The sequence below is a fragment of the Cellulomonas sp. NPDC089187 genome (assembly GCF_040685135.1).
Taxonomy (GTDB): Bacteria; Actinomycetota; Actinomycetes; order Actinomycetales; family Cellulomonadaceae; genus Cellulomonas.
Genome location: NZ_JBFBHI010000002.1, coordinates 89,934 through 102,763, shown reverse-complemented (window position 1 = coordinate 102,763; position 12,830 = coordinate 89,934). Strand labels below are relative to the sequence as shown.

13 protein-coding genes are annotated in these 12,830 nt (G+C 70.8%); 4 read left to right on the top strand and 9 right to left on the bottom strand.

The window, feature by feature from the left end; translation table 11 throughout:
- Nucleotides 1-19 precede the first annotated feature (19 nt).
- Nucleotides 20-1,006: an LLM class F420-dependent oxidoreductase gene (locus tag AB0N78_RS04775; RefSeq protein ID WP_363386441.1), complete on the top strand. Its 987-nt coding sequence runs from the start codon at nt 20-22 to the stop codon at nt 1,004-1,006.
- Nucleotides 1,007-1,568: 562 nt separating this feature from the next.
- Nucleotides 1,569-2,036: a hypothetical protein gene (locus AB0N78_RS04770; RefSeq protein ID WP_363386439.1), complete on the top strand. Its 468-nt coding sequence runs from the start codon at nt 1,569-1,571 to the stop codon at nt 2,034-2,036.
- Nucleotides 2,037-2,267: 231 nt separating this feature from the next.
- On the opposite strand, the gene AB0N78_RS04765 is transcribed toward AB0N78_RS04770, so the two are convergent.
- On the bottom strand, nt 2,268-2,621 hold the full coding sequence (locus AB0N78_RS04765; protein WP_363386437.1) for a holo-ACP synthase: 354 nt from the start codon (nt 2,619-2,621) through the stop codon (nt 2,268-2,270).
- Nucleotides 2,618-4,471, bottom strand: coding sequence for a glutamine--fructose-6-phosphate transaminase (isomerizing) (gene glmS / locus AB0N78_RS04760; RefSeq protein ID WP_363386435.1), 1,854 nt, complete (start codon nt 4,469-4,471; stop codon nt 2,618-2,620). Before glmS ends, AB0N78_RS04765 begins: the two co-directional genes overlap by 4 nt.
- Before the next feature lie 73 nt (nt 4,472-4,544).
- Here glmS and coaA point away from each other — a divergent pair, with 73 nt between their 5' ends.
- Nucleotides 4,545-5,501: a type I pantothenate kinase gene (gene coaA / locus AB0N78_RS04755; RefSeq protein ID WP_363386433.1), complete on the top strand. Its 957-nt coding sequence runs from the start codon at nt 4,545-4,547 to the stop codon at nt 5,499-5,501.
- Nucleotide 5,502: 1 nt separating this feature from the next.
- On the opposite strand, the gene AB0N78_RS04750 is transcribed toward coaA, so the two are convergent.
- The 7 genes from AB0N78_RS04750 to AB0N78_RS04720 all read right to left on the bottom strand — a co-directional run bounded on the left by AB0N78_RS04750 (nt 5,503) and on the right by AB0N78_RS04720 (nt 12,297).
- Nucleotides 5,503-6,093, bottom strand: coding sequence for a hypothetical protein (locus tag AB0N78_RS04750; RefSeq protein WP_363386431.1), 591 nt, complete (start codon nt 6,091-6,093; stop codon nt 5,503-5,505).
- A 203-nt stretch (nt 6,094-6,296) separates the two neighbouring features.
- On the bottom strand, nt 6,297-7,049 hold the full coding sequence (locus tag AB0N78_RS04745; protein WP_363386429.1) for a DedA family protein: 753 nt from the start codon (nt 7,047-7,049) through the stop codon (nt 6,297-6,299).
- Between the two features lie 188 nt (nt 7,050-7,237).
- A complete protein-coding gene (locus tag AB0N78_RS04740; protein ID WP_363386427.1) occupies nt 7,238-7,972 on the bottom strand; it encodes a peptide deformylase in 735 nt (244 codons plus the stop codon).
- Nucleotides 7,969-9,321 carry a phosphoglucosamine mutase gene (glmM, locus tag AB0N78_RS04735; protein WP_363386425.1) on the bottom strand — a complete coding sequence of 451 codons (1,353 nt, stop codon included), beginning with the start codon at nt 9,319-9,321 and terminating at the stop codon, nt 7,969-7,971. Before glmM ends, AB0N78_RS04740 begins: the two co-directional genes overlap by 4 nt.
- 121 nt (nt 9,322-9,442) lie before the next feature.
- Complete coding sequence (rpsI, locus tag AB0N78_RS04730) at nt 9,443-9,928, bottom strand: 30S ribosomal protein S9 (protein ID WP_169166324.1); 486 nt, start codon at nt 9,926-9,928, stop codon at nt 9,443-9,445.
- Between the two features lie 38 nt (nt 9,929-9,966).
- Nucleotides 9,967-10,413, bottom strand: coding sequence for a 50S ribosomal protein L13 (gene rplM / locus AB0N78_RS04725; protein WP_168630743.1), 447 nt, complete (start codon nt 10,411-10,413; stop codon nt 9,967-9,969).
- Between the two features lie 192 nt (nt 10,414-10,605).
- Complete coding sequence (locus AB0N78_RS04720) at nt 10,606-12,297, bottom strand: ATP-binding cassette domain-containing protein (protein WP_363386422.1); 1,692 nt, start codon at nt 12,295-12,297, stop codon at nt 10,606-10,608.
- A 90-nt stretch (nt 12,298-12,387) separates the two neighbouring features.
- Here AB0N78_RS04720 and AB0N78_RS04715 point away from each other — a divergent pair, with 90 nt between their 5' ends.
- Nucleotides 12,388-12,810: a DUF5709 domain-containing protein gene (locus tag AB0N78_RS04715; protein ID WP_363386420.1), complete on the top strand. Its 423-nt coding sequence runs from the start codon at nt 12,388-12,390 to the stop codon at nt 12,808-12,810.
- Nucleotides 12,811-12,830 lie beyond the last annotated feature (20 nt).

Here is a 12,830-nt window from a genome sequence, read left to right as displayed (position 1 = left end):
GCGGGGCTAGGTTCGACCCATGCGCTTCGGACTCTTCATCCCCCAGGGTTGGCGGCAGGACCTCACCGGCATCGCACCGGCCGAGCACTGGCCCGTCATGAACGGCCTCGCCCAGCACGCCGACACCGGTGACGTCTGGGACTCGATCTGGGTCTACGACCACTTCCACGCGGTGCCCGAACCCAACGGTGAGGCCACCCACGAGGCGTGGAGCCTGATCAACGCCTACGCCGCCACCACCCGCCGGGTGAAGCTCGGGCAGATGTGCACCTGCATGTCCTACCGCAACCCCGCCTACCTCGCGAAGGTCGCCACCACCGCGGACATCATCAGCGGCGGCCGGGTCCAGATGGGCATCGGGGCGGGCTGGTACGAGCACGAATGGCGCGCCTACGGCTACGGTTTCCCGCGCGCCGGGGAGCGGATCGCCGCGCTCGATGAGGGCGTGCAGATCATGAAGCAGATGTGGACCGACGGCGTGGCCACGCTGAACGGCGCGCACTACCAGGTCGACGGTGCCCAGCTGTCCCCGCTGCCGCTCCAGGTCGACGGTCCCCCGCTGTGGATCGCCGGTGGTGGTGAGAAGAAGACCCTCCGGATCGCCGCCGAGCACGCCCAGTTCACCAACTTCGACGGCAGCCCGGCCGGGTTCGCGCACAAGTCGACGGTCCTCCAGCAGCACTGCGCCGACATCGGCCGCAACTACGACGAGATCACCCGCTCGGCCAACTACAACGTCGTGATCGGGGCCACCGAGTCCGAGGTGGACGACAAGATCGCCTGGATCGAGGAGCACTACGCCAACACCGTCCCGGAGAAGGCCCCCGGTGTCGCCGAGGAGTTCCGCAACGGCCCGCTGGTCGGCACCCCGGAGCAGATCGTCGAGAAGCTCACCGAGCTGCGCGCCCTCGGCATGACCTACGCCATCTGCTACTTCGCCGACGCCGCCTACACCCGCGACTCCATCAACCTCTTCGAACGCGAAGTCACCCCCGCCCTCCGCTGACCCTCCTCGCACCCCCGCACGCCGATGGGTCACTTTCCGAGCCGCAATTCGCCCACATCGCCTCAGAAAGTGACCCATCGGCGCGAGACGGTCCCCAGGGAGCGCCGGCGGGGTGTAGGTCGGGGCGCGCGGGCATCAAGGTGGGCCGATGCAGAGGATCGTGGAGGCGACCCCATTCACAGTCGCGCAGGCTCGGGCAGCGGGTATGTTCGAGTGGCAGATCGCGCACGGGCCGTGGCGCATCCCGCACAGCGGGGTACGCGCCGTAGGACCAGCACCGTCGGACATCGCAGCGCGGTGCCGCGAGCTACTCCCCGTTCTCCCGGACGGCGTCGCATTCTGCCGGTCGACCGCCCTCGACCTGTTCGGGGTGGACCACCCGCGAGGACTGTCCCACCCCACGGCAATCCACGTGCAGGTGCCGCGGACCCGGGCCCGTCCACGCCGGACCGGTGTGATCGCCCATACGAGGGTCAACCCTCACCCGGCCACACGCACCCGACACGGCTGCCCCGTCATCTCGCCCGAACGCACCTGGATCGATCTCGCGGATGAGCTGACCGTGACCGAACTCGTCGTCCTCGGGGACGCGTTACTGCGCCGGAGCCGCCCGGTATCCCGGATCGACTTCCTCACGCTAGCCCAGGGAGAGGTGCCCGCCGGCACGAGGGGTCTGCGACGCCTTCGCGCAGCGCTCCCGCTGATTCGCGCCCGCACGGACTCATGTCAGGAGACCCGACTCCGCCTCCTGCTGAGAGACGCCGGGCTCCCCGAACCCGAGGTCAACCGCCCGATCCTCGACCGCCAGCGCATCCTGGCCATCCCGGACCTGAGCTACCCCGACGCCCGCCTCGCTATCGAGTACGACGGCGACATCCACCGGACCGACCGCCGCACCTGGACGCGCGACCTCGCCCGTCGCCGCACCCTCGAAGCGCACAACTGGCTCATCCACACCTGGACCGCCGCCGATCTCCGCGATCCGACCCGAGCCCTCGGCCACCTGCGCCGCCAACTCAGCCGCCGATGAGTCACTTTCTGAGGCGTTTCGGGCGGTTTGTGGCTCAGGAAGTGACCCATCGGTGAGCGGGCCCGCGGGGGAACAGGTCCGGCGGGCGGCGGGCGGGCGGGCGCAGTATGCGAGGGGCGCGGGGTGCGGGCGCTGGAGTGTGCGCACCCGGCGCAGGCGGTCGGGATTCGGCCGGACGGAGCGGTCGGGAAGCGGTGCGGGTGAGCGCGCAGGCCCGCGCGTACGCGGGAGTCAGGCGCGCTCGGCCACGCACATGGCGCTGGCGATCCCCGCGTCGTGCGAGAGCGAGAGGTGGAATCGGGTCACGCCCAGCTCGTCCGCGCGGGCTTGAACGGTGCCGGTCACCTCGACCACGGGCTGCGCGCCGACCACCCGGCGCACGGTCGCGTCCTGCCAACGCATGCCACCGGGCGCTCCCAGGGCCTTGGCGATCGCCTCCTTCGCGGCGAACCGGGCCGCCAGCGACGCGTCGGGCAGGTCGCGCTCGTCCGGGGTGAACAACCGGGTGCGCAGCGCGGGCACCCGCTCCACCGTGGCGATGAAGCGGGCAATGTCCACCACGTCGATCCCGACGCCGACGATCACTCGACCGTGACCGACTTCGCCAGGTTGCGCGGCTGGTCGACGTCGAGGCCGCGGGCGGTGGCCAGTTCGCAGGCGAAGATCTGCAACGGCACCACCGACAGCAGCGGGGCGAGCAGGGTCGGCGACTGCGGCACGTAGAACACCTCGTCCGCGAAGGCGCGCACCGCTTCGTCGCCCTCCTCGGCGATCACCAGGGTGCGGGCACCGCGGGCGCGGATCTCCTGGATGTTGGAGACCACCTTGGAGTGCAGCGAGTCCCGACCGCGCGGGCTGGGCACGATCACGAACACCGGCTGCCCGGGCTCGATCAGCGCGATGGGTCCGTGCTTGAGCTCACCGGCGGCGAACCCCTCGGCGTGGATGTAGGCCAGCTCCTTGAGCTTGAGCGCGCCCTCCATCGCCACCGGGAAGCCGACGTGCCGACCGAGGAACAGCACCGAGGAGGTGTCGGCCATCCAGCGGGCGATCTCCCGCACGCGCTCGGAACGGTCCAGCACCTCCTGGATCTTGCCGGGCATCGCGCGCAGGTCGCCGAGGATCTCACCGATCTCGTCGGAGAACTTGTTGCCGCGCAGCTGCGCCAGGTACAGGCCGAGCAGGTAGGCAGCGGTGATCTGAGCCAAAAACGCCTTGGTGGACGCGACGGCGACCTCCGGCCCGGCGTGGGTGTAGAGCACCGCGTCGGACTCGCGCGGGATGGTCGAGCCGTGGGTGTTGCAGATGGCTAGCACCGTGGCGCCCTGCTCCCGGGCGTGCCGGATGGCCATCAGGGTGTCCATCGTCTCGCCGGACTGGGAGATGGCGACCACCAGGGTCCGGGCGTTGACGATCGGGTCGCGGTACCGGAACTCGTGCGCCAGCTCGACCTCGACCGGGATCCGGCACCAGTGCTCGATGGCGTACTTGGCGACGTGTCCGGCGTAGGCGGCGGTGCCGCAGGCGATCACGATGATCTTGTCCACCGACCGGAGCACCGACTCGTCGATCCGCAGGTCGTCCAGGATCAGCTTGCCGGAGGTGTCCGTGCGACCGAGCAGGGTGTCGGCCACCGCCTGCGGCTGGTCGGCGATCTCCTTGTCCATGAAGGAGCGGAATCCGCCCTTCTCCGCCGCGGCGGCGTCCCAGTCGACGGTGTACTCGCGGCCCTCGGCCGAGTTCCCGTCGAAGTCGGTCACGACCACCGCGTGCGGGGTGATGGTGACGACCTGGTCCTGGGCCAGCTCCAGCGCCCGGTCGGTGCGGGCGATGAACGCCGCGACATCCGACCCCATGTAGTTCGCGCCGTCGCCGAGGCCGACCACCAGCGGGCTGTCGTGCCGGGCACCGACCACGGTGTCCGGGTGGTCCGCGTGTACGGCCAGCAGGGTGAAGGTGCCGTGCAGGCGACGCACGACGGTGCGCATCGCCTCGGCCAGGTCCTTCGACTCCTCGTAGGCGGCGGACAGCAGGTGCGCGACCACCTCGGTGTCGGTCTCGGACAGCAGCTGCACGCCCTCGGCGAGCAGCGCCTCCTTCAACGTGGCGAAGTTCTCGATGATGCCGTTGTGGATGACCGCGATCTTCCCGGCGACATGCGGGTGCGCGTTGACGTCGGTGGGTCCACCGTGGGTGGCCCAGCGGGTGTGGCCGATCGCGGCGGTCGACGGCGGCAGCGGGTGGCTCTCCAGCTCGCCGATCAGGTTCGCCAGCTTGCCGGCCTTCTTGGCGGTCGCCAGGCCCTCCGGCGTGACGAGTGCGACCCCGGCGGAGTCGTACCCCCGGTACTCCAAGCGACGCAGCCCCTCCAGGGCGACCTCCAGCGGCTGGTCATCCGGCTGGTGCGCTCCGACGTACCCGACGATTCCACACATGGCCGCGAGTCTAAACGGTCCGGATCGGGCCGCCCGCACCACAGCATCGCTCCCGGTCGGGCAGAATCATCCGGTGCGAACCGACGCAGCCGTCAGCTCCTCCCCGTTCGTCGACCTGGACCGGGAGGCCTGGGTCCGACTCTCGGAATCCACTCCCCTCCCGCTCGGCGACGACGACGTCACCCGGCTGCGCGGACTGGGCGACCCGATCGACCTGGCGGAAGTGGATGCGATCTACCGCCCGCTGTCCCGGCTACTGGACCTGTACATCACCGCTACCCGTCGCCTGCACGCGGCCTCGTCGACGTTCCTGCGGGAGGACACCCCGCGCACGCCCTATGTGATCGGGGTCGCCGGGTCGGTGGCGGTCGGCAAGTCGACCACCGCGCGGCTGTTGCGCGAGCTGATCGCCCGTTGGCCCGCGACGCCGAATGTCGCCCTGATGACCACGGACGGGTTCCTGTACCCGAATGCCGAGCTGGAACGTCGGGGCCTGATGGACCGCAAGGGCTTCCCGGAGTCCTACGACCGGCGCAAGCTGTTGCAGTTCGTCGCGCAGGTGAAGGCCGGCCACGCCGAGGTCCGCGCCCCGGTGTACGACCACCTGACCTATGACATCGTGCCCGGCGCTGAGGTGGTGGTCCGCCGCCCGGACGTGCTGATCGTGGAGGGGCTGAACGTCCTGCAGCCCGCCCGGCCGGCCAGCGCCGGCAGCACCAGCAATCTGGCGGTCAGTGACTTCTTCGATTTCTCGATCTACGTCGACGCCCGCACCGAGGATGTGCGGCAGTGGTACATCGACCGGTTCCTGTCGTTGCGCTCGACCGCGTTCAGCCAACCTGAGTCGTACTTTCACCGGTACGCCGGGCTGACCGACGACGAGGCGGTGGCGAAGGCGTCGAGCATCTGGGACGCGATCAACTCCCCGAACCTGGTGCAGAACATCCTGCCCACCCGCAGCCGGGCGACGCTGGTGTTGACCAAGGGCCGCGATCACGCCGTGCGACGGGTGCGGCTGCGCAAGCTCTGAGTCAGCCGGCGGTCTCGCGCGGGCTGATCAGGTGGACCGGGTAGTGCTCCTCGTCCACTGCGTCCAGGCTGTCCAGCGCCTCACGCACTGCTGCCGAGAGTCGCCCGCAGACCGCGCCGGGTACGGCCACCCGCACCGCGTCGCCCATCGAGTCGACCAGCCACAGGTCGGAGCGCTGACCGCCGGGGGCGCAGGTCACGCTGGGTGACGGCGACCCGACCGGGGTGAGCGCCGCGAGCAGCGGGTCCAGATCGCCCTCACGGCGGATGGCGGTCACGGCCTGCCATTGACCGGCGCTGTCGGTCAGGGTCTCCCCGGTGGTGCACTCGACCACCAGCACCGGGCTGAGGTCCTCCGGGACCGGTCCGGCGTCCGGAGCGTCCGGGTGCGATCCAGCCCGGTCCCGCTCATCAGCCTCGAAGCCGAGCACCGACAGCACCTGCGGGGCGAGGCAGTCCGGTCCGGTCATGGTCCGCGCGGAGGTGTCCGTGGGTGAGGCGCTCGGTGCCGGCAACGGACCCGCGTCCACGGTGCAGCCGCCGATGCCGACGACCATTGCCGCCGCCATCGTGATCGCGTGCACCCGCTTCACGCCCGTCCGCCTTCCGCCGTCGCCCAGACCCGGGCCCCGGCGGGGCTCGGTGGGACGACAGCGCTGTGGTCCCGGACGAGAGTAGGCAGCCCGGCGGGCGGTCGATCCCGGTGAGACCGGATCGTGACGCCGAACCCGGGGATCGTTGCCCGGCTGTGACCGCAGGGGTGAGGTGCGTCACCGGGACGCCCCGGGCCGCGGGATCAGGTGCGCGTGTTCCCGGTTGCCGACACACGGATCGACCCGTCCACCGGTGGCACCGGCGTGGCTGCCATCGTCGCCACCGGGCCGGTCACGACCTCCGGGGCGGCCGCAGTGCGCTCGACAGCGGGGTCCGCGGGCACCTCCCCGACCCGGGTGAACCGACGCAGCACCCAGTCGATGGCCAGCCCAACGATGGTGCCGACCACCACACCGACCACCACTGCGATCACCGGATGGTCCGCCAGCCAGACCCCCGCACCGAGTCCGATCAGCGTGCCGTAGGCGGCCCAGGTCACCCCGGCCAGCGCCGTCAGCCCCATGAACCGTCGACGCGGGTAGCCCAACGCTCCGGCGGTCATATTCACCGCGACCCGCCCGATGGGGATGTACCGGGCCGCGAGGATGAAGGACGACCCCCGGTGGGCGAGAGCGTGCTCGGCCCAAGCCAGCGCTTTGGCACCCCGCTCACTGCGGAAGAACCGGATCCGGTGCACATTCACCTTGGACCCGATCTGGTACGCAATCTGGTCGCCGGTCCACGCCCCGACCGCACCAGCAAGCGCGATCAGCAGCAGGTTCGGCTGCCCGTGGGACACCGACAGCGAGGCGAGGGCGATCACCACCGACTCCGACGGGATGGGCGGGAAGAACCCGTCGATCATGGCGAACAGGGTCAGCGCCGGATAGACCCACGGCGATCCGGCCATCGCGGGGATCCACCCCTCGATCGCCGTGATCCATTCCTGTAGCACGCTGGCCTCCCGTGTCCTGATTCGCTACCGCTTGCACGGTAGGTGGCCCGGCGGCTGGGTTGGCATGGGGGAACGCCCCCACACACCCCCGGTGTTCCCCCTATCGTGCCTCGGGGTCTCCCTCGGGGGAATCGGTCCGACGGCGGACATTCCGGACAGGTGGGGTCCGTCCTGGGGATGACGGTGGGTCAGAATCCGAGGATTCGGGCGGCTTCGTCCGGGTGAGGGGCACCGGCCCAGTGCCCACCGAACTCCTCAACGGTGGACAACGACCTGGTCAGCGCCCGATCCAGGTAGAGCACGCCGGCCAGGTGGTCGGTCTCGTGCTGGACGATGCGGGCGGGCCAGCCCTGCACGATCTCATCCACGGCGTTGCCGTGCTCGTCAGCACAGATCAATCGCAGTCGACGCAGTCGCGGCACCACCGCCTGGTACCCGTCGACGCTCAGGCAGCCCTCGTAGAAGGACACCGCCACCACGTCCTCACCTGGGACCGGCTCGTACCGGGGGTTCACCAGCACGCGGAACGGCAGTTCGGGGCGCTCACGCACGGCGGCCACCTCGGGGTCACCCGCGCCCGGATCGGCGATCACCGCCAGCGCGATCGGCAGACCGATCTGCGGGGCGGCCAGCCCGACACCCGGGGCGGCGTGCATGGTGCGGCGCATCACCGCGATCAGCTCGGCCAGAGTGTCCGGGTCCAGCTGCCCGGTCAGCGGCACCGCTCGCATCCGCAGCGCCGGGTGCCCGGCCTGCACGATCGGCACGATCCCGCTGGGGTCCTGCGCGGCCAGCGCGAGCACCGCAGCGACCTGCTCCCGGAGCACCTCATCGGTCCAGGTGGACTGCCGCGCCCGCTCGGACCCGGGCGCGGCGGGCCAGCCGCTGTCCTGCGCCTGGGTCGTCGCGGGTCCGTCACTCACAGCGCGAGCCGGTCCTTCACCACGTCGGCAAGCCCACCGGCGACCCGGTCGGCGTCGGCCTGGGTGGCGGCCTCGACCATCACCCGCACCAGTGGCTCGGTGCCCGAGGGCCGCAACAGCACCCGTCCGGTCTGACCCAGCTCGACCTCGGCGGCGGCGATGGCGGCCAGCAGCGGCTCGTCGACGGACGCGCGGCCCTTGTCGACACCGGGCACGTTGATCAGGGTTTGCGGCAGGCGGCGCACCACGGCGGCGAGCTCGCTGAGCTTCTGCCCGGTGCGGGCCACCCGCGCGGCCAGCTGCAACGCGGTCAGGGTGCCGTCGCCGGTGGTGGCGTGATCAGCCAGGATCACGTGCCCGGACTGCTCACCGCCCAGGGAGTACCCGTGCGCGCGCATCTCCTCCAGCACATAGCGGTCGCCGACGGCGGTCTCCACCGTGCGCACCCCGGCGGCCTGCATCGCCAACCGCAGTCCGAGGTTGCTCATCACCGTGACCACCAGGGTGTCCTGCGCCAGGTCGCCCCGTTCGTGCAGACCCAGGGCCAGCACGCCCATGATCTGGTCGCCGTCCACCAGGGTCCCGGTGTGATCCACCGCCAGGCAGCGGTCCGCGTCCCCGTCGAAGGCCACGCCCAGGTCCGCACCGGAGGCCACCACGGCGGCCTGCAACTGCTCGGGGTGGGTGGAGCCGCAGGCCTCGTTGATGTTCCGGCCGTCCGGGGAGGCGTTGATGACGACGACGTCCGCACCGGCCTCACGCAGCGCCGCGGGGCCGACCTCACTGGCGGCACCGTTCGCGCAGTCGACCGCGATCCGCAGCCCGGCCAGGGAGGTGCCGCCAATCGTGTTCACCAGATGCTCGATGTACTGCTCACCGGCACGACCGGTGTCGGTACGGATCCGGCCGACATCGGCGCCGACCGGACGGTTCCAGTCCTCGCGCAGCCGGGCCTCGATGGCCAGCTCCAGGTCGTCGTCCAGCTTGAGACCACCGCGGGCCAGGAACTTGATCCCGTTGTCCGGCATGGCGTTGTGCGAGGCGGACAGCACCACGCCGAGGTCCACATCCAGCGAGCTGGTCAGGTACGCCACCGCGGGGGTGGGCAGCACGCCGACATTGGTGACGTCGACTCCGGCGGAGGCCAGGCCCGCGCAGACCGCGGCGGACAGGAACTCGCCGGAGGCACGCGGGTCGCGACCGACCACGGCGCGGGGTCGGTGTCCGGCGAACTCACCCCGGGAACCGAGCACATGAGCAGCGGCGACCGACAGGTCCAGCGCCACCTCTGCCGTGACGTCCCGGTTGGCCAGGCCTCGCACCCCATCGGTGCCGAACAGTCGTCCCATCGCGGATCCTCTCGATCAACGCGCTGTCAGCGGCCGTCAGCGGCCGCACGACAGCATGGTGCAGAACGGCCGATGGCCCCGAGGGTCGGACCCTCGGGGCCATCGGCCGCGTGCGCTGCGATCAGCGCTTGGAGTACTGCGGGGCCTTGCGGGCCTTCTTGAGACCGGCCTTCTTGCGCTCCACGACGCGGGCGTCGCGGGTCAGGAAGCCGGCCTTCTTCAGCGCGGGGCGGTTGCTCTCGGCGTCGATCTCGTTCAGCGCACGGGAGATGCCCAGACGCAGCGCACCGGCCTGGCCGGAGACACCGCCGCCGGAGATGCGGGCGATGACGTCGAAGCGGCCCTCGACCTCCACCAGCTTCAGCGGGGAGTTCACGAGCTGCTGGTGCACCTTGTTCGGGAAGTACTCCTCGAGGGTGCGTCCGTTGATCTTCCACTGGCCGGTGCCGGGCACCAGGCGCACGCGGGCGATCGCCTCCTTGCGGCGGCCCAGGGCCTGGCCGGGAGCGGTCAGGCTCTGCCCGCGACCGGCCGGAGCGGCGGTCTCGGAGGTGTAGCTGCTGGGGGTCTCGCCCTCAAGGTCGTAGTCGACCGTGGTCTCGGCCACTGGTATTCCTCGCGTCCTGTCTTCTCGCGTCGCGGGCGTCAGCCCTGCGCGACCTGGGTGATCTCGAAGGGCTGGGGCTGCTGGGCGGCGTGCGGGTGCTCGGCGCCGGCGTAGACCTTCAGCTTGGACAGCTGCTGGCGAGCGAGGGAGCTCTTCGGGAGCATGCCCCGGACAGCCTTCTCGATCGCGCGCTCCGGGTGCTTCTCGAGCAGCTCGGAGTACGGGGTCGCCCGCAGACCACCCGGGTAACCGGAGTGGCGGTAGGCGAGCTTGGTCTCACGCTTGTTGCCGGTCAGGGCGACCTTCTCCGCGTTGATGACGATGACAAAGTCACCGCCGTCCACGTGGGGGGCAAATGTCGCCTTGTGCTTGCCGCGCAGCAGAGTCGCCACGTGGGTGGCCAGGCGGCCCAGGACAACATCGGTCGCGTCGATGACGTACCAGTTCCGCTGGACGTCGCCGGGCTTCGGGGTGTACGTGCGCACGGTCGTAGCCTTCGTCTCTTCTATCTGACTGTGTCCACGGCAGCCCGTAGAAGCCGGGTCCAGCCGATGAATGGGTCGCCGCGCGTCCGGACCGGGAGCGGGCGAGTGGGATCGCACCGGAGCTCCACGGGTGAGCGCACAACGACTCACCAGGGTAGCCGCCGCGCCCCCGGACGGTCAAAGTCGGGTGGGTCACCTGGCCCGGACCACGCGCCCGGCGTCCCAGACCGGCTCCGGAGTCTCCACCACAGCACCGTCCTCACCGAAGACCAGGAACCGGTCGAAGCCCCGGGCGAACCAGCGGTCGTGGGTCACCGCGAGCACCGTGCCCTCGAAGGCCTCCAGCCCGGCTTCCAACGCCTCCGCCGAGTGCAAGTCCAGGTTGTCGGTGGGCTCGTCCAGCAACAGCAGGGTCGCACCGCCGAGTTCCAGCAACAGGATGTGGAAGCGGGCCTGCTGCCCACCGGACAACGTCCCGTAGCGCTGCTCCGCGGAGGCCACCAGTTCGTACCGGTCCAGCGCCCGACTGGCAGCCTCACGCCCCATCCCCTGCCGACGCCCGTCCCCCGCGTGCAGGATCTCCAGCAGAGTGCGGTCGCGGAACTCGGCGTCCTGCGCATGCTGCCGGTTCTGCGCGAAGAACCCCGGCACCACCCGCGAGCCGAGCCGGACCGTGCCGCTGTGCCGCACCGGATCGATCGGCAACGAGTCCACCGGCTGCTGCTCCGGACCAGGGTCGGTGCCCCCGGCGGCCAGCAACCGGAGGAAGTGCGATTTGCCGGACCCATTCGACCCGAGCACGGCGACCCGCTCCCCGAACCACACCTCCAGATCGAAGGGGCGCATCAGACCGGTGAGTTCCAGCTGTTCGGCCACGACCGCACGCTTCGCGGTCCGCCCACCACGCAGCCGTACCCGGACGTGCTGCTCGCGCGCGAGCTGCTCCGGCGGACCGGCCTCCTCGAATCGCCTGAGCCGGGTCTGCGCCGACTGGTAGCGGCTGGCCATGTCGGAGTTGTAGGCGGCCTTCTGCTTGTACATCAGGACCAGCTCCTTGAGTTGGGTGCGCTCCTCCTCCCAGCGGCGCAGCAGCTCCTCCTGGCGGGCCATCCGGTCCGTGCGGGCCTGGGCGTAGGTGTCGAAGCGGCCACCGTGCACCCAGATCCCCGCCCCCGTCGGTCGCGGCTCCAGGGTGGCGATCGCGGTGGGGACCCGACTGAGCAGCTCGCGGTCGTGGCTGACCAGCAGGACGGTCTTCTCCGACTCGATCAACCGCTGTTCCAGCCACCGCTTGGTCGGCACATCCAGTGCGTTGTCCGGCTCGTCCAGCAGCAGCACCTCCTGCGGACCGCGCAGCAGCGCCTCCAACACCAACCGCTTCTGCTCACCGCCGGACAGTGTGCGCACCGTGCGGTGCTGGGCCCGGTCGAAGGGGATGGACAGCACCGCGTCGGTCACCCGGTCCCAGTCCGACTCGACCTCGTAGCCGCCGACATCCGCCCAGTCCGCGAGCGCCTGGGCGTAGCGCATCTGCGCGGGCTCGTCGTCGGTCTCCATCATCGCCAGCTCGGCGGCCGACAGTTCCAGTGCGGCCGCGCCCACCGCGCCGGGGGTCAGCTCGGCCAGCAGGTCGCGCACCGAACGGTCGTCGGCGATCCGCCCGACGTCCTGGCGCATCACCCCGAGCCCGCCAGACTGGGTCACGGTGCCAGTGTGGGGGATGAGCTCGCCGGTGATGATCCGCAGCAGCGTCGACTTGCCCGCACCGTTGGGGCCGATCAGCGCGACCCGGTGCCCCTCGCCGACCCGCAGGTGTACCTCGTGCAGGAGCGGACGACCGTCGGGTAAGACAAAGCCGACTCCGTTGACGTCGAGGTGTCCCATGCCGGCCAGCATGCCGTGCGCCTGCGCCGGTGGGCGAACGATTACTCCCCTGCGCTGGCGGGCCGACCTGGTCGGTGCCACGGTGGTCCAATGAGCGAGGACACCCCTGCCACCAGCACCGATCCGGCCACCGGAGCCGAGGGCGACGCCAACCAGCTGCCCGAGGAGGACACCCTGGTTGACCGGGGCGTCGACGATCTGTTGGACGAGGGCTACTCCCCGCCCGACCGCCCACGCCCGGAGGTCAGCCACTGGGGTGAGACGCCATGGGAGGAGTCCCGTGGTGAGACCCTCGACCAGCGGATCGCCGAGGAGGAGCCGGAGGTCTGGGAGTCCGACGAGCCGGTGGACCCCGCGCGGCAGCCGGACCGGGCTGGACGCCTGGCCGAGGACGACGACGCGGTCGAGGCCGGTGGCAACGACCAGTTCGCGATCGACTCCGGGGTCAGCGGGGGTGCCGCCTCCGCTGAGGAGGCCGCCGTGCATGTGCTGGACGAGGACGACGAGTTCTGACCCTCACACCCACCGCCGCT

Excerpts from the sequence above, each read along its gene's own strand:
- AB0N78_RS04775 (WP_363386441.1), top strand. The coding sequence starts at position 20 with ATGCGCTTCGGACTCTTCATCCCCCAGGGTTGGCGGCAGGACCTCACC.
- glmS (WP_363386435.1), bottom strand. The coding sequence starts at position 4,471 with ATGTGTGGAATCGTCGGGTACGTCGGAGCGCACCAGCCGGATGACCAG.
- glmM (WP_363386425.1), bottom strand. The coding sequence starts at position 9,321 with ATGGGACGACTGTTCGGCACCGATGGGGTGCGAGGCCTGGCCAACCGG.
- AB0N78_RS04720 (WP_363386422.1), bottom strand. The coding sequence starts at position 12,297 with ATGGGACACCTCGACGTCAACGGAGTCGGCTTTGTCTTACCCGACGGT.
- AB0N78_RS04715 (WP_363386420.1), top strand. The coding sequence starts at position 12,388 with ATGAGCGAGGACACCCCTGCCACCAGCACCGATCCGGCCACCGGAGCC.